The 19202-nt window shown below is 39.0% G+C and carries 20 protein-coding genes and 1 riboswitch; of the genes, 3 read left to right on the forward strand and 17 right to left on the reverse strand.

Going from position 1 to position 19202, the window contains the following annotated elements; genetic code table 11:
- Positions 1–134: 134 nt before the first annotated feature.
- The 6 genes from hslO to V4T18_RS13660 all read right to left on the reverse strand — a co-directional run bounded on the left by hslO (position 135) and on the right by V4T18_RS13660 (position 4843).
- On the reverse strand, positions 135–1013 hold the full coding sequence (gene hslO / locus V4T18_RS13635) for an Hsp33 family molecular chaperone HslO (protein ID WP_332650215.1): 879 nt from the start codon (positions 1011–1013) through the stop codon (positions 135–137).
- A 19-nt stretch (positions 1014–1032) separates the two neighbouring features.
- The gene (locus V4T18_RS13640) at positions 1033–2025 is read right to left on the reverse strand and encodes an LLM class flavin-dependent oxidoreductase (protein ID WP_332650217.1); all 993 of its coding nucleotides are present in this window, start codon (positions 2023–2025) and stop codon (positions 1033–1035) included.
- 24 nt (positions 2026–2049) lie between these two features.
- A complete protein-coding gene (locus V4T18_RS13645; RefSeq protein ID WP_332650218.1) occupies positions 2050–2265 on the reverse strand; it encodes a DUF896 domain-containing protein in 216 nt (71 codons plus the stop codon).
- 49 nt (positions 2266–2314) lie between these two features.
- Entirely contained in the window at positions 2315–3265 is a 951-nt protein-coding gene (locus V4T18_RS13650) for an LLM class oxidoreductase (RefSeq protein ID WP_332650219.1), read from the reverse strand.
- 31 nt (positions 3266–3296) lie between these two features.
- Complete coding sequence (locus tag V4T18_RS13655) at positions 3297–3776, reverse strand: RrF2 family transcriptional regulator (protein WP_332650221.1); 480 nt, start codon at positions 3774–3776, stop codon at positions 3297–3299.
- Positions 3777–3991: 215 nt separating this feature from the next.
- A complete protein-coding gene (locus V4T18_RS13660) occupies positions 3992–4843 on the reverse strand; it encodes an S-layer homology domain-containing protein (protein ID WP_332650223.1) in 852 nt (283 codons plus the stop codon).
- A 573-nt stretch (positions 4844–5416) separates the two neighbouring features.
- On the opposite strand from V4T18_RS13660, the gene V4T18_RS13665 reads away from it, so the two are divergent.
- On the forward strand, positions 5417–5824 hold the full coding sequence (locus V4T18_RS13665; RefSeq protein ID WP_332650224.1) for a hypothetical protein: 408 nt from the start codon (positions 5417–5419) through the stop codon (positions 5822–5824).
- Positions 5825–5872: 48 nt separating this feature from the next.
- Here the strand turns inward: V4T18_RS13665 and V4T18_RS13670 are convergent, their stop codons facing one another.
- Positions 5873–6166: a hypothetical protein gene (locus tag V4T18_RS13670; RefSeq protein ID WP_332650226.1), complete on the reverse strand. Its 294-nt coding sequence runs from the start codon at positions 6164–6166 to the stop codon at positions 5873–5875.
- 52 nt (positions 6167–6218) lie between these two features.
- Positions 6219–6458 (reverse strand): hypothetical protein, encoded by a 240-nt coding sequence (locus V4T18_RS13675; RefSeq protein ID WP_332650227.1) that lies wholly within the window; start codon positions 6456–6458, stop codon positions 6219–6221.
- Between the two features lie 354 nt (positions 6459–6812).
- Between V4T18_RS13675 and V4T18_RS13680 the strand changes: the two genes are divergently transcribed.
- On the forward strand, positions 6813–7139 hold the full coding sequence (locus V4T18_RS13680; protein WP_332650300.1) for a GNAT family N-acetyltransferase: 327 nt from the start codon (positions 6813–6815) through the stop codon (positions 7137–7139).
- A gap of 22 nt (positions 7140–7161) precedes the next feature.
- Positions 7162–7782, forward strand: coding sequence for a class I SAM-dependent methyltransferase (locus V4T18_RS13685; protein ID WP_332650229.1), 621 nt, complete (start codon positions 7162–7164; stop codon positions 7780–7782).
- A gap of 55 nt (positions 7783–7837) precedes the next feature.
- On the opposite strand, the gene V4T18_RS13690 is transcribed toward V4T18_RS13685, so the two are convergent.
- The 9 genes from V4T18_RS13690 to V4T18_RS13730 form a co-directional block, all read right to left on the reverse strand.
- Positions 7838–8203, reverse strand: a complete 366-nt coding sequence (locus V4T18_RS13690; protein WP_332650231.1) for a hypothetical protein — start codon at positions 8201–8203, stop codon at positions 7838–7840.
- Between the two features lie 657 nt (positions 8204–8860).
- Positions 8861–8995 carry a hypothetical protein gene (locus tag V4T18_RS13695; RefSeq protein WP_332650304.1) on the reverse strand — a complete coding sequence of 45 codons (135 nt, stop codon included), beginning with the start codon at positions 8993–8995 and terminating at the stop codon, positions 8861–8863.
- A 375-nt stretch (positions 8996–9370) separates the two neighbouring features.
- The gene (gene guaA, locus V4T18_RS13700; protein ID WP_332650233.1) at positions 9371–10921 is read right to left on the reverse strand and encodes a glutamine-hydrolyzing GMP synthase; all 1551 of its coding nucleotides are present in this window, start codon (positions 10919–10921) and stop codon (positions 9371–9373) included.
- Positions 10922–11231: 310 nt separating this feature from the next.
- Positions 11232–11333, reverse strand: a riboswitch (purine riboswitch).
- A 29-nt stretch (positions 11334–11362) separates the two neighbouring features.
- Positions 11363–13513 carry a transglutaminase TgpA family protein gene (locus V4T18_RS13705; protein WP_332650234.1) on the reverse strand — a complete coding sequence of 717 codons (2151 nt, stop codon included), beginning with the start codon at positions 13511–13513 and terminating at the stop codon, positions 11363–11365.
- Positions 13510–14709 (reverse strand): DUF58 domain-containing protein, encoded by a 1200-nt coding sequence (locus V4T18_RS13710; protein ID WP_332650235.1) that lies wholly within the window; start codon positions 14707–14709, stop codon positions 13510–13512. Before V4T18_RS13710 ends, V4T18_RS13705 begins: the two co-directional genes overlap by 4 nt.
- Entirely contained in the window at positions 14706–15650 is a 945-nt protein-coding gene (locus tag V4T18_RS13715; RefSeq protein WP_332650236.1) for an AAA family ATPase, read from the reverse strand. Before V4T18_RS13715 ends, V4T18_RS13710 begins: the two co-directional genes overlap by 4 nt.
- Before the next feature lie 180 nt (positions 15651–15830).
- Complete coding sequence (locus V4T18_RS13720; protein WP_332650238.1) at positions 15831–16742, reverse strand: ABC transporter ATP-binding protein; 912 nt, start codon at positions 16740–16742, stop codon at positions 15831–15833.
- Positions 16743–16760: 18 nt separating this feature from the next.
- Positions 16761–17942: an ABC transporter permease gene (locus tag V4T18_RS13725; RefSeq protein WP_332650240.1), complete on the reverse strand. Its 1182-nt coding sequence runs from the start codon at positions 17940–17942 to the stop codon at positions 16761–16763.
- Positions 17943–17955: 13 nt separating this feature from the next.
- Positions 17956–19074 (reverse strand): ABC transporter, encoded by a 1119-nt coding sequence (locus V4T18_RS13730; RefSeq protein WP_332650242.1) that lies wholly within the window; start codon positions 19072–19074, stop codon positions 17956–17958.
- Positions 19075–19202: the final 128 nt, after the last annotated feature.

Raw genomic sequence — 19202 nt, forward strand, 5'->3', positions numbered from 1 at the left:
AAAGCGTCCCCGGAACGGAAATCAATTTTCTCCATACTAAGAAAACACCATTTTTATTGAGAAAAATGGTGTTTTCGGGTTTTGTCCCAGCCTCCCTTTTTGCTATATCGATTTTTTTATCATAAAGCAGGCTGTTAAACAGCAGCTTTCATTAATTCCTCTAAGTTCTCTTTCGTGAAATGGTACGTTTCATTACAGAAATGGCAATTAGCTTCAGCTTGTCCGTCCGTTTCAATCATATCTTGGATTTCTTCGCTTCCTAAACTAATGATTGCATTAGTAACCCTTTCTTCTGAGCATTGACATTGGAATTGAACCGGCATCTTTTCTAGAATATTTACATTTTCTTCTCCTAGTACTTGCTCTAGTATTTGCTCTGGTGTCATTCCTTCTGCAATCATTGTAGAGATTGGCTTGATGACGTTCAGACGTTCTTCGATTGCACTAATTACCTCATTTTCTGCACCTGGCATCAATTGAATAATAAAGCCGCCAGCTGATTGAATTGTGTTATCCGGATTCACTAGAACGCCTACCCCTACTGCAGATGGCGTTTGTTCAGAATTCAAAAGATAAGAGGTAAAATCCTCTCCGATTTCACCTGAAACTAACGGAATTTGCCCTACGAAAGGATGTTGGAGTCCGATATCCTTTGAAATGGTCATTAATCCTTCTGTTCCGACTGCTCTTTTCACATCTAATTTACCTTTTTCATTCAGGTCAAAATGAGTTTGAGGATGTGATACATATCCTCTCACTTCCCCTGTAGCGTCTGCATCTACAAGAATTGCTCCAATAGGACCGCCGCCATTGATTTTTATCGTTAGCTTTTCTTCACCTTTAAGCATTGCTCCTAGCATCACACCTGCCGTCATCGATCGCCCTAATGCAGCTGAAGCAGTTGGCCACGTATTATGACGACGTTGAGCCTCTCTTATTGTTACAGTTGAGTTGACTGCATACGCACGTACTTGAGCATCGTATGCTAAAGCTTTTACTAAATAATCGTTCATTTCTTTCTACCTTTCTCTTTTAAAGTAATTCCTGTGCTAATAATCGGTACACATTCAGACGTTTTTCCTGAGAATGTGGAATGCTACAAATCATGGCTTCATCAAACCCATAATAAGCTTGCTCTTCCTGTAACCTTGCCGCTACTTCTTTTACGTCTCCGACTAGATGGATTTTACGATTTTCCTGAATAATCATTCGATCCATTTCGGTTAATGGATAATCACGGGCTTCCTCAGGCGTCATCACTTGCCCAATCTTACCTCTCATAAATAGTAAGCGCCAAATATCTTGTGGCTTTGCTTCAAACTCAGCTTCTTCCTTTGATTGAGCCGTTGTCACCATATAGGAGACATTGATTTGAGGTTTCTCCATAAAGGCTGAAGGTCGGAAATTTCTTTTATATACATCTAAAATCTCCTTCGTCATCTCACCATTAAAAAATTGGGCAAAAGAATAGCCAACACCTCTTTGCCCGGCTTGAACAGCACTGTTACCACTTGAACCTAGCAGCCAAGCTTCCGGTAAATTAACTTGAGACGGTGTTGCGATTGTTCTATGATACAAGCTATCTTTAGGTACTTCATCGTTAATCAACTGCAATGCTGCATCAAATTTTTCATACATATTGTTGAACATCGGTTGGCGTCCTTCTGATAACGCATAAATAGCGTAGTTATCGCCTCCAGGAGCTCGACCAACACCAAAATCAATACGACCTGGGGAAAATGCACTTAATGTTTTAAATACCTCCGCCAGTTTCAATGGGGAATAATGCATCATCATTACTCCCCCGGTGCCAATACGAATATTTTTCGTCTTAGCCGTCAAATAAGCTGTCGTTACTTCAGGAGCAGAGCTTGCAAAAACATTTGTAGCATGATGTTCAGCCATCCACATGCGATGGTAGCCTAATTCATCTCCTAAAATCGCTAGCTCCTCTGCCTTTTTCAAAGCATCCGCTGCCGTATTCCCTCTCGTAACAGGGGCTTGATCCAGAATACTTAATCTCATATAGATATCATCCTTCCAATAAGGTTATGCTTCCTTTTCTTTACGCAATTTATCCGGCGTGACATCATTTCCAAGCGGGTCGAGCACCGTCATCCCTGAAAAAGTAGTGATTACTTGTCCACGAATTTCACGCAAGTAATCTTCGCGTAATACTTGTTGCTCCACACGCTCAGCATTTGTCAAACCTTCTTCACGCTGTTTTTTCGCCAATTCATTAATACGGTCCAATATATTTATCATCCTATTTCCGCTCCTTTCTCTTTATTGGTTTTGCCTATAACTCCACTACTTATAGAGTTTGTGGGGGGAAATGCGGTACTACATATTCACCCAATTCTTGAATAACTTCAGCCAGTGGACGGTTCCCGTTTTTCAAAACAAGAATGACATGATTTACTCCAATGTTTTGTAATGCATACAGATAATCAATTAAAAACTTATGACCCGCTGTGAAACCGACCTTTATCGGAATTGGATACGGTGAAGCCATTGGATTTTCTGATAAATTAACAACTAAAGGCTGGGAGAATGGCTTGAATCTTCCTACGGCTTTCCGCCAAAGCTTAATGAGCTCCTGCTGTCGATTCGCCTCTTGCGCGTAAAACATCCAGCCGTCTGTATTTTCGGCTAACCACTCTACTGTTTGCCCTGAATATCCTGTACCTAATATAGGAATATCGGTTAAAAGTGGTTTAGGAATCACATCCCCCTCTATGAGCCCGACTCGTTTTGACTGAATTTTAGGGAATGTTTCCTGCCACAGTTTTCTCATGACCAAAATAGACTCCCTAAACAATTCATCACGTTCATCCCGGTCTACTTTAAATGCTGGAAATTCGATTGGACGGTCTCCAGTGGCAACACCAAATAACAAACGTTGCTTAGACATCTCATCTAAAGTTGCGGCCGATTTCGCTAAGTGCAGAGGGTGCCGCAATGTCGTAACAACACTCCCCGTACCAAGCGCGATTTTTTCCGTACTTGCACTTACATATGCAAGCAAGAGAAAAGGATCATACATCACGCCATTATCTCCAAAATTGGGATCGTAAAGAGGGGAATCCCTTACAAACAAAGATGCAAATCCTACATCTTCCGCTTGCTTTGCCAGCTTAATTTGCTCTGCTAAATCCATTGTTCCGATATTGTCACTAACCTCTAAAGGAAACGAAATGCCAAGCGTCAGTTTATTTTCTTTAAATGTTCGTGCAAAACCATTATGCGATTGAAATTTATCCAAATTTATTCCACCTGACTATGACGCTTTACTGTTATAAAACCATTTTTTCTTTTATCCACTCTTGCAGCAATTGTACTTCCGATTGGTAGCTTTTATTTATTTCTTCATATAAAGAGGCTATCGTTTTGCGTTTCAATACAGCCTTCCAAGAGGACTCCGCTTCTTCCATCAAATCTGCCAGCAAGCAACAGCAATCGCCCTCCTCTAGCTCAAGCATGTCATGCAGCACGCCACTAGAAGAAAAGAGAGATTGCTGTCCTTCTATAGCTAGATAAATATCATATACCCGAATATCTTCAGGCTTTTTCTTTAATTTAAAGCCTCCCTTTACCCCTGGTACAGAAGTAATCAAGTCAGCACTCACTAGCTTTCTCAGCAATTTCTGAAAATACGTTGGTGAGGCGCCCAACTGCTGACTAATCGCTTCGCCCGGTAATACTGCTTTATCCGGTAGCAGGTTCAGGATAAGAATGGCATATACAGACTGCTCAACGCCCGTTTTCATTTGCATTTCATCACTACCTTTATTTTATAATATGTACTATATCTAACTCGGACAATCGTTATCCACGTTAGTTTAAACTATATCTACCTAAAAGTAAACTATTCTATGCTATCTTCAAATTTTAGGTAGCGACGGATTTATACTATTAAAAAAGCCGATTTTATCACAGCTGTGATAAATCGACTTTCATTTTATGTTGCTCTTATATATAGTCCGTTTAATCAGTAATTTCTTATTTCCTCTTTTGGTTTATCCGGTTCTGGGATTTCCGGGTTAGGGTGATCAGGGTTTGGTATTTCTGGTTCTTTTCCCTCATCTGGTTGTGGTTCTGGCTCTACCGGATCTGGATTTGGTTCTACTGGGCCTGGCTCTGGTTGTGGTTCTGGATTTGGTTCTACCGGGCCTGGCTCTGGTTGTGGCTCTGGATTTGGTTCTACCGGTGTTAAATTATCCTTCGCTTTCAGGAATTTGCTAGCTACTAATGCCGCGGCCTGACGCTCTGCACTTGCCCCAGGATTGAACGTCCCATTTCCGTTGCCATTCAATAACCCTAAACCTACCGCTGCTCCTACATAATTTCTTGCCCAGTCGGAGATACTGCCTGCATCACTAAAAGGGAGATTAGCACCCATTCCTGTAGTATCTCTTCGAAGTGCTCGAACGAAAATGGCTACCATTTGTTCTCTCGTTAAATTTTCACCCGTACCAAATGTCCCATCCCCCATTCCGGAAATGAGTCCAGCTTTTACAGCCCCTTCAATTGCTGGAAATGCATAATGACCTTGTGGTACATCGCTAAAAGTTGGAGTTGCAGGTTGATTTGAAGAATCTAAATTAAGAGCTTTCGCCATAATGATCGCAAAATCTTGTCTAGTAATATTAGCAGTAGGATTAAACTTCCCATTTCCCGTACCATTTAAAATTCCTAGGGCAGCCAATTCCTGTATTTCATCTCTCGCATAGGAACCGTCAATATCTGAAAAATCCACTGCTGCATTAGCTGAATCCGAAATATTCATCCCAAATAATAAAGCACTTGAAACTAAAAAATATTTTATAAATTTATTCCTCATACTATTCCTCCTCGTATATTAGTAGTAATGAGAATGATATAGTATGAAGGTTAAAGTTAGGTTAAAAAATAGAGTTTTATAAAATTATATGCACTTTACAAACACCCCATCATTAATAAACTCCGTCTTAAAAAATCATTAAAAACGCGATTCGTCAAAATTCATATACTACTTATTATAAAATATGTGCCAACTCGAATATTAGGGGGCTCTTCCCAAAAATCGTTCGGATGTGCACTTATTTATAAATATGTTGTATATCAATCCTGCCAAATTGGCTTTTTCCAGAAAAAAATTTGCATGATTAATAATTCGAACTTATTTATCTGTTATGTATTGAAAAAAGAGCACAAAAATATCAAACCCAAGCTAACGATTCTTCTTATTACTTTTAAATCTATTCATTTTCAGCTCATTTTTCTATAGAAATGAGCATATTTCACTTCCCACATACATAGTGTATTCTATTAAAAAGCGTACATTCCTTTCCGACAGCTCTATGAGGATTCTCTATTTCCCTACTTATTTCTAGTGAAAATAGGATAGAAATCATTAAAAAAGGGGTGAATATTTGTGAAAAGAGATTTCGCAGTTGCACTAATTGCCATTGTTTTATTAACCATTAGTGCATGCAGCGGTCGTAGTATTGATCAGGAGCATAAGAACTATTTAAAAGGATTCGGCTGGACGATTCATTTCTATGAAAGTGAGGAAACAATGGAGCTTAGCCTATACCCCGAAACCGTGGATTCTTATCATGCTTCGAACATTTATTTTCTGGATGACCATATTGATTCGGAAGTTAAGGTTTCAAATTATACTTTAGAGCAGCTCGATGATGGTGGAGAACCTATCCGGGTCACAATTTACGAGAAAAACAATGAAATACTTGGAGCAATAGGCGTTTTGCCAAGCTGGACACCTGGGTTATTTAATATTAAGGACAAAGAGCAATTGATGGTTGAAGGATTGATCGAATGAGACAAAAAGCTTGGGGGCCATATGTTATTGACTCCCAAGCTAATTTAATTAATCACCCTTCAGCACTTTTTCCATGCCATCTTTACCACCCGTAAAGTACCCGTTTCCATAAGCTATCTTCATCACCAGCATCTCATCCTCTGAGAGCTGTCGGTCTAAAGCATCTTCAATTTGATTTTGGGAAGCTGTATCCGGATCATCTCCAATCCTTGAATCAAAATGGGTGTGAAATAGGTATTCTAAAAACTTAATCCGTTCTCCATTGTTCATGTTTTGTAAAGCGTTTATCATTTCCTCAGCTGTCTTTTGGTTGGTTATTGATTGATTATTTGATGTACCCACAAATATGTAATACCTCCTGATTATTAAAAATACGAAGCCTCTCCCTACCTAGTTATGCTATTAACGCTCCTATTGTACAAAATACCGCAACAAGCAGCCCTAATAGAAATGTTATTACTCTTTTCATTATTGTTGGAGAAAATGTATAAGCGAGTGTCACGATGAACTCGATAAAGCTAGAAGTTGAACCGGTATATATACTTTCTATGTCGCGTTTCTTTCCGTATATCGAAAACCACATCAAGTACAGCCCTAAAAAGGCTATTAATGCTAATAAAATGTTTAACCACATGTTCTTAACTCCAAATTAAAATTTTATGTCGGTCGACCAACTTTATAATAATATACGTTCTTTTATATTATTAGTAGTTATTATTGGCACTTTTATTAGGCTGAGCTTCACCATTCACCTTCCATTTGCTGGTATCATGTTATAATTAATAATAGACTCGTATTAGAAGAGAGGTAATAGTGATCCATGTTTATTATTAGAAATTTCGAACAGAATAATATGGATTTTTTGACGGATATGCTATATGAATCTATCTATATTCCGATGAATAAACCAACTAAAGTGGAGCTATTAAACTCGCCTCATTTAAAAAAGTACTATGAAGGCTGAGGAAGAGATGGAGATGCAGCCCTAATAGCCCTCAACTCGAATAAGCAAGAGGTGGGTGCTGTATGGTATAGATTATTCGACGAAAAGGACAAAGGGTATGGATATGTAGACAGTTCTACACCTGAATTAGGGATAGCGGTTTGTAAGGAAGCAAGAGGACTTGGGTTAGGAACCTTGCTAATGCAGAAGATAATTCAGAAAGCGATGCAAGAAGGCTATCCATCCATTTCATTAAGTGTAGATCCTGAAAACACAACTGCCGTTCATCTGTATAAAAAATTAGGTTTTAAAGAAGTTGGAGTTGAAGGAACATCCATTACAATGGTCAGTAGATTTTATTATAGTAAATAATTTTGCAAAAGAGGTGAAAACTGTGAATAATGCTTGGAATAAAATTATTTATAGGATTGGCTCTCCTATTTACGATTTCTTTTTTAATTCCGGGATATTTTTAAAGGCTCGGAAAGAAATATTTCAATCCATCCCATTCCAACCCCATCAAAAAATCTTGTTTATTGGCGTAGGAACAGGTGCTGATTTAGAGCTCATTCCCTATTCCAACTTAGATATAACCGCAATCGATTATTCACCCGCAATGCTAAGCAAGGCAAAGAAAAAATTCAACGGTTCCCCTATCAAATTTTTAGAAATGGATGCTCAACATTTGAGTTTTGAAAACGAAGCGTTCGATTATGTTGTGGCAAGCCTAGTGTTATCCGTAGTACCTGACGACCACAAAACCTTTCAAGAGATGTTCCGAGTGCTAAAGCCAGAGGGGAAAATCATTATATTTGATAAATTCGCTCCTAAGGATAAAAAAATGTCCTTACCCCAAAAAATGATAAGACCGGTTATTAGTGTACTAGGAACGGATATTGGGAGAAGTTTTGAAGTACTACTTCCTGAGGATCAGCGAAATATTAGAGTGGAGCAGGATACATCGGTAATGTTAAATGGGATGTATAGGAAGATTGTTGTTGGGAAGACTTGCTGACTGAGAGAATAAAACACCTCTAAGAATGGTGTGGGTAAAGTTCAATCCCAATTTTTTAGAGGTGTATTAGATATGTCTTACATGATTGGATTTGCTTAGTTCTTTTTTGCTTGTAAGATGATGGCCTTGTCCATTTCTTGCACTTTTTGTAATAAATATCATCTTCATGTCGTCTTTCAACTTCAATTCTGTGCTTTGTAGACTCTTCAAATTGTTGACCAATGCCATCAAGTTTACCTTCTACGTTATCAAGACGTTTTTTCACTTCAACGATTTCTTGTTTTACTGAGGTAACTTCTTGTTTCACTTGGGCTACTTCTTGTTTTACTTCTTGGATATCAGCTTTCAGTTCAACTTTCATTTCATCCATACTAGTAGTAATTTTTTGTAGCATGTCTATAATCAATTTATCGTTTTCCATCAGCTTCCCTCCTAGCAAATAAATTTGGAACAGAAATGGTGAGTTGCGTAGCTTCTTCACGAACTATCTTTTCAAAGGGATCGATTGACTCACCTATTTCCAAGTATTATATCATTAATTAACGTTTGTAGAATCATAATTTTTTTATCGATAAAGGCATTATACAAAAGGCTTGGTAGAAACCTTTTCAAATAAGGTTTTCCAAGCTTTTTCTATAAATGTGTGTCTGTGGTGATAAAAATCCGCGGTCCAGTGACTCCTCTATCCATCGCCATTTTACCAACGCAAAAAACCACTTAATTGTTCGAGTGGTTCTTATCTACGTGTGTGCTCCTGCGCTGCTTACGCTGCTCGTCGCAGGTGGCTTAGAGTAATATCGTAAAGTACGCTCACCAACCATTGATACACAAGGATTTTAATCCAAAACAGAAAAATCCGTTCAATTCATGTAATTTTGGCCTCAATTGTAGCAGGTGCCCTCTATCTACAACGTTATTATTTTGAATAAATAATAGCTATGTCGTGTCAAAGTCAAAATCAATTAGTGAGGTACTGATATCTGATGACGAGTTTTTTGTTACCGAATCTGAAATGTAAGAAAATCATAAACTTTATCATCCATAAAAAAAAAGAACTTCGAATATGTTTTCGTTCATATTATTTATCTGTTTGTTCCTGCCTTTTTTTTAAATACTCTGCACGTATTTTTTCAAGTTGCTGCTTTTTATCAAATTTGGCAGGCTTGTTTTTTTCATGATACTTTGTCACAGCCATCTTGCCTTTAGTATCCAATTGGTATTTCCCCACTTCTTTCACCTACTTTTCTTGTCTTTAAAGAGAATCTATACATCAAATATAATATACCCTATTTTACTGAGGTAAACCTTTTTACTTTATTAGTGTACTGCCCACCCTTGCTAATAGCCGTAAAAATTTGGTAGAAAGCTTTTTGGCTGCGCTATTATAGCGACTGTCGTGAAAAATTTCAACAGTGCATTAGCTCCTCTATCCATCGCCTTATAATGAACGCAAAAAACCACTCGATTTCTCGAGTGGTTCCTATCTACGTGTATGCTCCTGCGCTGCTTACGCTGCTCGTCGCAAACGCTCACTTTACTGCGCAAAAAATTTCTGCGGTGCTAAAGCTCCTCGAAATTTGGCGAGCGTTTACTCCCACTCAATCGTTGCTGGTGGCTTAGAAGTAATATCATACAGTACGCGGTTGATGCCTTGTACTTCGTTTACGATACGTACTGAGATTTTTTCTAGTACGTCGTAAGGGATACGTGCCCAGTCTGAAGTCATGCCGTCGATTGATGTTACGCCGCGGATACCGATTGCGTAGTCGTACGTACGACCGTCGCCCATTACACCTACTGAACGGATGTCTGGTAGTACGCAGAAGTATTGCCAAATGTCGCGCTCTAGGCCGGCATTTTTGATTTCTTCGCGTAGGATGAAGTCAGCTTCACGTACGATTTCTAATTTTTCTTCTGTTACTTCGCCAAGTACACGGATACCAAGACCAGGACCTGGGAAAGGTTGACGCCACACGACTGCTTCTGGTAAGCCAAGCTCTAAACCTAAAGCGCGTACTTCGTCTTTGAATAATGTGTTAAGTGGCTCGATTAATTCGAACTTCATATCTTCTGGTAATCCACCTACGTTATGGTGAGATTTAATTGTTTGCGCTGTTGCTGTACCAGATTCGATGATGTCTGTGTAAAGAGTACCTTGAGCTAAGAAGTCCATGTTCTCTAATTTTGCAGACTCTTCGTCAAATACGTAAATGAATTCGTTACCGATGATTTTACGTTTTTGCTCTGGGTCAGAAACGCCTTTTAGCTTGTTCATGAAACGCTCACGAGCATCGATTTTGATTACTTTCATATCGAAATCTTCTGTGAAAGTTTTCATAACTTGTTCAACTTCGCCTTTACGGTTTAAGTTGTGATCTACGAACATACACGTTAATTGGTCGCCAATTGCTTTATGGATTAATACAGCTACTACAGATGAATCTACTCCACCTGATAGGGCACAAAGAACTTGCTTGTCGCCTACTTGCTCACGGATTTTCGCGATTTCGATATCGATGAAGTTCGCCATTGACCAGTCGCCTTTAGCTTCACATACATTGAATACGAAGTTTTTCAGTAAGTCATTACCGTATACAGAGTGACGAACCTCTGGGTGGAATTGTACTGCATAGAATTCTTTCTCTACGTTCGCCATCGCTGCGATGTGGCAAGCTGGGCTCGTTGCGATTACTTCAAAGCCAGCTGGTACTTCTGTTACGTGGTCGCCGTGGCTCATCCATACTACTTGCTCTTTTGGTAAGTCGCCGAATAATTTGTTTTCCGTTGCAACTGTTAATTCTGCTTTCCCATACTCACGTGTTTCAGCGCTCTCTACTTTACCGCCGTTTGTGTGAGCCATTAATTGCATACCATAGCAAATACCTAAAATCGGTAAGCCTAGTTCAAAAATAGCTTGATCTACCTTGAAGGCATTTTCATCATAAACTGAGTTTGGTCCGCCTGAGAATACAATCCCTACAGCATTCATAGCTTTAATTTCTTCAGCTGTAATTGTATGTGGGTGTAGCTCTGAGAATACGCCGAATTCACGAATACGGCGTGTGATTAATTGGTTAAACTGACTACCGAAATCAAGTACGACTACTTTTTCTTGCTCTTTTAATAAAGGAGTTGACACGTTTTCCACCTCTTCTAATATTTTAAGGAACTGCCCAATAAAAAGTCCTACCTCTGCAAAACCGATTATAAGAAAAGTGCATTTGTGCCCTTTTAGCTGCGACAAGCGCTGGAGACCCCGAAGCGAAAGCATTTTTTCCGCTTTCGCCCGAGGGATCGAAGCGACCTCGAGCAGTTGGCACAAATGCCTAGACATTTCTATAGTGCCAAAGTAAGAAGTTTCATTTATTTAAGAAAAAACGCGTCGAAAAAAAAGATTCCACGCGTTCATTTCATTTATATACAAGTAGGCAAAGCTATCCGAATTTACGGATAGCTCGACCTACCGTCATAGATAAGTTATTTAAGGTAACTTAGTAGAAACATCCGAACCATATTATCGGACTTATATGAAGGCACACCTATTATTTTTTCTAAATTTTACTCTTTAATACCCTTAAAATCAACCGGTTGTGCGATTGATTAAATATTCCCAACTTTCTTTTATTTCGTCGAACTCATGATGCTCAATATTTTTACTGTAAATTACCTTTTCATAAACCTCTGTAATCTTCGACATATCCTTTACGCCGAAATGCTCGTCCACCCGCTGCGCAAAGGATTGCAGGGTTTCGTTCGGTTCACGTTTTAGCCCAGATAGCGCTAACTGCTTCAGTAGTCGCTTATACGCTACGGTTAAGTTGGAAGCATCATTCGGCTTTCGTTGCTGCATTTTCACATACACTTTTGGTAACCATTTTCGTCGACGCTTGTACATAATAATCGCGACTAAGGCTAGTATAAGCAAAGAGCTAGCTCCAATCCATTTTACTACAGGTGAAACTGGAGTAGATTCCTTCGCTTTTTTCTCGTCTTCTTTCTCTTGCGTTTTTTGCTCTTGTTTCTTTTCTTCGCGTTCCTTTTTTTCCTCTTTTATCATTTCATCGCTAGCATTGCCTGATCGCTCTAAATCAAACTCAATTTCTGTCGGATTTGTAAAGCCAATCGTTGGCTCAAATTGCATCCAGCCAACACCTTCAATGTACGCCTCTACCCAGGAGTGAGCATCGTTATTCGCAATATCGAACTTTAGTAGACCATCATCTGTACGCCCAACCTCTGTGCCACTTGCATACCCTTTTACCCAACGCGCCTCGATGCCAATTGAACGTAGCATTACAACCATTGACGTAGAAAAGTTATCACAATAGCCTTGCTTTGTATCAAATAAAAACTGGTCAACATAGTCTATACCTTCTTCTGGTACTGGGACATTTTTAGTCTCATATACAAAGCCGCTGCGCTTAAAGTATTGCTCAATTGCTCGTGCCTTGTCATATTCCGTTTGACGAGAAGAGGTTAGCTCATATGCTAAATTACCAACCCTATCAGGTAATGTATCAGGCAGCTGCAAATAACGTGGATCTGAAACATACGAATCTGTCACTGTTTTCAGCGCTGTATAGCTGTATTCTGGCGTACTATATTCCACCGTATATTTTTCTGGTACAAAGTCATCACCATTTAGCATTGTAGACGCTCGCTCTGTCATCATATTGTATTGAATGACAGTATCCGGCTCCTCTACATTCACCTTTGTTACTCCATATGGCTGCATTACATACGAACGAGTAATGCGAGGATATATTTCGGCATACGCCGTTTTTTCCGGTGTACCGATAGGAAGGGAGGTAGGAATATAGCCATCTTGAAGAATCATTTCTTCTTCCTCGTAGGATGTTTCCCAGCCTTTTGATGTGTAGAAATCCTTCGTTTCGACTCGCCAATATTGTTTTTTTCTTGCATGCACCTCGAATACGACTGTATCATCCGCCGTGAAGGATCCTCCAAGCTCACTATCATCCTCACCCAGCCCTACTTGAGAGGTGCCTCCACCCATGCCGACCATGCCCTTCATATACGGCACAGGATCTGGCCACTGTGGCTCGGCCTTTGGTAAAAGAATCGCGACAAACCCAACAATCCCAATAAACAATGTAACCGGCAATATATAGAGCATGAATTTGCGAAGGGCAAAGGCTGTTCCTGTCGTTGTCATTAGACGCTTTACATAAAGAAATGCTGTCATAATTAAACCGAGCAGCACCACTTTTACAATTGCCATCGAGCCATCATACCCAGTAAATGTATCGAGTGTGGCGATAAAGAATACGGTAAGCACAAAGAAATAAAAAATCGTCATTCGTACAGTAAGCCAGTGGTGCAGTAAATAAATCAGCATCCAAATTAGCACGAAAAATAGAATCGTTCGGAATGGATCGGTGACAGAGGATAAATCACTCGCAAGTATGTACGATACATTTACCCTCATTTCATTTATCAAATAGTGTAATCCATTTACGGTAAAGGGCGATTCTTCACTATAGACCGTAATGAGGAAAAATCCGATAAAGCCCAGTTTTAACAGCCACGAAATAACGATATGCACTCTAAAAATATTAATCACAAACGAGAGCGCTATAAACAGCATAAATAAATATAAATGCCCAGTTGACGTTAACTCCATTACCGGCACTAACCACTCTCTTAAAATGAAAAATAGAATTGTGTAATAGATTATCAGTTCAACATAATGCATGGCTTCTTTTTTCACGGCTTATTCACCTCCGTGAACGCCTGGCTAAACATTTCTGGCGTTAAATAAATTACCCTACTATTGCCAAAGCGCGTATTAGATTCATCAATTCGTTTATATTGCTCCTTCGTTACAACTACAAAGCAAACGACGGCACGTGCATATTTTGAGCCGTCCATTAAAAAATGCTTTAGCTCATCTGTTAGCTTTCCAGTTATAACGAGTAGTATGGAGTTATTTAGCTGTCGCTCTGATCGTAGAACGGATTCCATAGAGGATACGGCATCTGGCTTTACAATCGCCAAATGATGCATCACCTTTTCAAGCTGGATATCCGTTCGCACTATCGGATAAAACACACGATTTTCTCCACCAGATAAAAATGCAACATCACCATTTCGTTTGACTATTGCCTTCATGATGGAGCCTGTTAAGTCCACTACATCCTCAAAATGCTCGGTTGTGGCACGATCAATACATACGAATAAGCTTTGTGATTGGCGATCCTCAAATTCCTTTGTTTTTAAATTGCCACTTTTCGCAAAGGACTTCCAATGAATCCATGAAAAACGGTCGCCAGCTTGATAATCTCGTACACCTGTTACCATTGAGGTATCCTTTACAATGGAATATTTAGAAGCTACAACCCCTTGATCATATTGCATTTGTAGAGAGGCATATTTCATATCGATTGTTTTCGGATACACCATAACCGTGTGTGGCTCTGTTACAAGCTTTTTACGCACCGTCCATCCGAAAAAATCCGTAAACGTAAACTCTAGCGCCGAAAGCTGATGCTCTCCTCGTTTTAAGCCTTCTAACGAATACGTCCACTCAAACTTGCGCTTAAAGCCAACTAAGAATAGATGACCCGAGTGACCGTCTTCAATCCGATACAATCGCTCGTCAGTATCCAGCTCTTTCACGACGAGAAATACAATCGGAAAACGTGATTTATTTTCAAAGCGTACCGTTATATTGACCGTATCTCCGCGCACGAGGTGGCTCTGATCCATTTCACGTCGTACATTCGTTATTTGAAGTGGTACGAGTGATAGTAAAAAGGAGTACAGTAAAAACGGTAATACCGTGAAAAAAATAAACCAGCTTACAAAGCCTCCTTGGAACATGGCAAAGCAAAAGGCAAATAGGAGTAAGCCAATAATCGTAATAAAACGACTACTTTTTTTCACATACTGGAAGATCCGCTTCATTGTTCCGCAAACCTTTTCACGGGTACAAATGCTTGTCCAATAATTTGCGAGATGATTTGTTCTGGCGTTGTCCCCTCATATCTAGCTTCCGGCTCAAGAATTAAACGGTGACTAAAGACAAAAGGCGCTAAATATTGAATATCATCTGGCTTTACAAAATCACGGTTTTGCATAAATGCATAAGCCTGTGCCGCTTTCATCAAGGCAATAGAGGCACGTGGACTCACACCTAAATACACCTTTTCATGCTCACGAGTTGCACGTGCTAGCTCTACGATATAGCTTTTTACACTATCCTCGACATACACCTGTCTTACACGTTTTTGTAAATCCAGCAGCTCTTCGACAGACATAACCGCACTAATCTCTTTGATTGGCTCCTTATTTTCAGCACGTCGAAGTACTTCAATTTCCTCAACAGCCGTCGGGTAGCCCATCTTGATTTTTAATAAGAAGCGGTCAAGCTGTGCTTCTGGTAAAGGATACGTCCCTTCATATTCAATTGGATTTTGCGTTGCCATAACAAAAAACGGCTTCGGGATTTGAATTGTCTCCCCGTCAATTGTGACAGACGCCTCCTCCATCCCTTCTAATAGAGCAGCCTGTGTTTTCGGGGATGTACGGTTAATTTCATCCGCTAAAATAATATTTCCAACAATCGGACCAGGCCTGAATTCAAATTGCAGTGTTTTTGGGTTATAAATTGACACGCCTACAACATCTGATGGCAATAAATCTGGTGTAAATTGAATTCGTTTAAAATTTGCACCGACGGATTTCGATAAGGATCGTACCATCATCGTTTTCCCGACACCCGGTACGTCCTCTAGTAATACATGTCCTCCAGCAAGAAGGGCCACAATACTTAACTCTGTAATTTCACGCTTCCCAATCATTACTTTTTCTATATTTTCGACAATCTTTTGAATTTGCTGCTGCATAGCTCAGCCTCCCTAAAATAAAAACGCAATTTTTTGAATATAAAAACTACTATTAGCATATCGAAAAGAACGATCTAACACAACTTTTACCATTTACTTTAACGCTATACACATTCGACAAAAAAACAGTCTATCCCCAGCACTTTTACAACCGCTTTTCAACCGGAATCGCCCCAGTGATTAGTTCTGTTGCCCATAGGTCATTGAATAAATATCATTTAATGTCACTTTACCGAAGCTAAAATCGGATATCCTATGGGAGATTAAAAATTGAGTAATTTCCGCTAGCTTTGCAGCATCTTGTTCCATAACATCAATTAGCGTTTTTCCATTCGGTAATGTTCGTACATTCGTTTCTTGGAATTGCTTTTTAAACCTTTCAAGAGTGCTTCCCGTAAAATTTGACACTCGAACTGTCGTTACCTCTTGCTTGTCAAACCCTGCCACTCTATCATTTACTAGTATGAGCTCACCGTTTTTTATAAAGAATATACGGTCAGCATATTGCTCTAAGTTTTCGAGTAAATGCGAGGCGATAATAATCGTTTTTCCTTCCGATTTCTTTTGAACAAGTATTTGAGATATAAGCTCGACATGTGTTGGATCGAGGCCATTCATCACCTCATCCATAAGCATAACCTGTGTATCTGCAACAATCTGCATGGCAAAGCACAGCCTCTGACGCATGCCTAAAGAATATGTGCCCGTTTTCTTTTTCACATAGGAGGCCATGCCTAAACGTTCAATTGTCTCTTCGATTAGTTTCGGATCACTGTTCCACATCGACTGATAAATCTTTAAATGATTTTTCCCCGAAACATGATTATATAAATCACTTTGATCTGGCATCATCGATATTTTTTGATGCATTTTTACTTCATTCTTTTTACTTGAATAGTGTAGTTCATTATTTAAAATAACCTTGCCAGCACTTGGTGATAAATAGTTCATAATAACATTCATTAAAGTAGACTTTCCTGTTCCATTCGGTGCAACTAAGCCAATAATTTCACCTTGCTCGAACGTAACCGAAATGTCTTTTAATATATCTTTACCCGAAAACTGCATATTTATATTTTTTAATTCAATCATCCTATGAACCGTCCTTTCTCACGATAGTAGCTTAAACTTTTTAAAATGACTTATTATAAATGTCAACACGATACACACGACAGCACATGCTCCAACAATGAATAGCCCATTTTCGGCTGTAAAGGACTTTGATTCATACACAAAATTACGATAGCCTGTTAGAATTTGCCCTACCTGTACATAGGATGTTGGGTATCGATGAACTTCTGTGTAAGCCCCCATCTCACGCTCAAAATAAATCCACTCCGCCGAAATAATTGCTAAGCCAACAACAACACTTGCAAATTCAGCCTTCACTAGAATACTTAAAAGTAAAATGAGTGAGATCAAGAAGAGGAACCAAACAACAAGGAACACGCTATTTTTTAGGAAGTATTCACCCATCGTACTATTTGTAAAATTCCCCTCTACATACGAATAAATTGGTACTGGCAGCGATAAATCACCAAATCCACTTTGAATACCAATAATGATAAAGCCGATAGACAACGGGATAAATGCAAATATCGTCCCTAAGAAAGAAACGCTTCCTTTTATCAATAGCTTTTTCCAATCGGCAATCGGAAAGCCTTGTAAAGCCGACTTATTGTGACGGTCCTTTAGCACAATATCTACCGTTAAAAAAATTAGGGTAGCAAATAGGACAAACGGTAAGTAGGAGTGGAGCAATCGCTGTAGCGTTTGAATGGCGGTTCTTTCCTCAAATACTGATATAGAAAGCTCTGTAGCTCCTTTTGAATAGGCTTCAAAGCGACTAGCTGAATAAGAATAGCCATAATGCCCATCCTTGTGTCCATATGAGTTGTCATATGTATAATAAGCAGGGTTATAAAACATATCACGACTTTTATAAGTAAGCATGTCCGAATATGTGTACCAGTTTGCTGTTGCCTCTGCATACTTTACATTATCCTTTTGGACGAGTGCATCCATTCTCGCTTTCTCATATTCATTCCACTGTGGAAAAATCGCCCGCGCATATTCAACTGCCCAGTGATTACTCTTTGCCGTATTCAAAAATTCTTCTCGGGTCAAGTATCTCGCTTCCATTTCATCCACATCGACTTTTTCTACTGGCTCATAGGCTGGTGCCATTTTCAGCGCATAAAAAAGGGCGAAGAAAAGCAAAATCACATAAACTGCTATATTTTTTTTATTCGTAATAAATTGTTTTAGCTCAAACTTAAAATATGCCCACATTTCCTTTCACCCCCTATAAGTTTTTTAGCCTTCCAGAAGTTAAAAACCGGTTCACCATGACCATTAGCAAAACAATACTAATGCCAAGTGTAAGTAACCCATCACCGCTCGATAAAGCGACTGGGTTTTCTAGATTTAGCGCATCTCCCCTTAATACACTCGTAAAATTCAAGTAGTTAAACGGATTGTAGGGCATTAGCTTTACAAGACTAGGAAATAATGTTGGGAAAATAAATAATAATAGCTGTACGAACAATGTTAAATAAACATTTTTCAAAAGAACATTCAAAATAATCGATAATAGAATCGTAAAAATAGCAATAAAAATCATATACAGTACCGACACCGTTACGTATTGTGCAATCGTATAAATCGTTACCTCACCAGTGAATACAGATACCGGATAAGCAGCATCTCCTAAGCCTTTAAAATAAATTAGTGGCAGGCTACAAACTACGAGCTCAATAATGAAAATAATCACAATTCCCATGGACGTCATACATTTTGCTAATACATATTGACCAAAGGATATAGGATAGCCCTTAATGAGCGACGTATGCCGGAAATCCTCAATCATACTATTAGAAGAGTATAGGCTAATAAATACAAACCAAATCGCTCCTACTACACTGAATAAAAACGCAAAAAACTGAAAGAAATTAAACGTATTTAAAGAAAGGTCAAGTTCATTTTTCTTTAAATATTGATAGTACGCATAGTCTAATTCATTCTCGATTTTGGTCGGAAGATTGTTTGCAACACGCTCGTAATCTTCCATTTCAAATGCTTGTCTTCTTAATTCGGTTAAATCGATTGCGGCATCAAAATATAATTGGGGTCGATCCGTTTTTAATGCCATTACCTGCTTTGAAACAGAGTGGTACTGTTTCACAATGTTTTTATACAGGTCACTCCCATCGCCGTCCTCACTCGCGTCCTCTTTTTGAAATTTATTTAACGCCATTTTGACCGTTTGATATTCACCCGACTTCTCTTTTGTTGAATTTCCTAAGTCCTCAGCGTTAACAAATACGACCATTCCAATGACAAAAATGGCGACGAGCAAAATAGAGAATATATTCTTCTTATCCGTCTTTTCTAAAATAAATAGTGTCTTTAGCATTCGCCACATTTATAGCCCCCCTTTACCAAGCATTCCTATTAAAACGCATAAAGTTTACTATATTTTACCACTATATCATTTTTGTAGCTCATCACAAAAATCGGATGCTAGGAAATAGCAAAAATCCCGATAGTGAG

The organism is Lysinibacillus sp. 54212 (genome assembly GCF_036662795.1).
Taxonomy (GTDB): Bacteria; Bacillota; Bacilli; order Bacillales_A; family Planococcaceae; genus Lysinibacillus_B.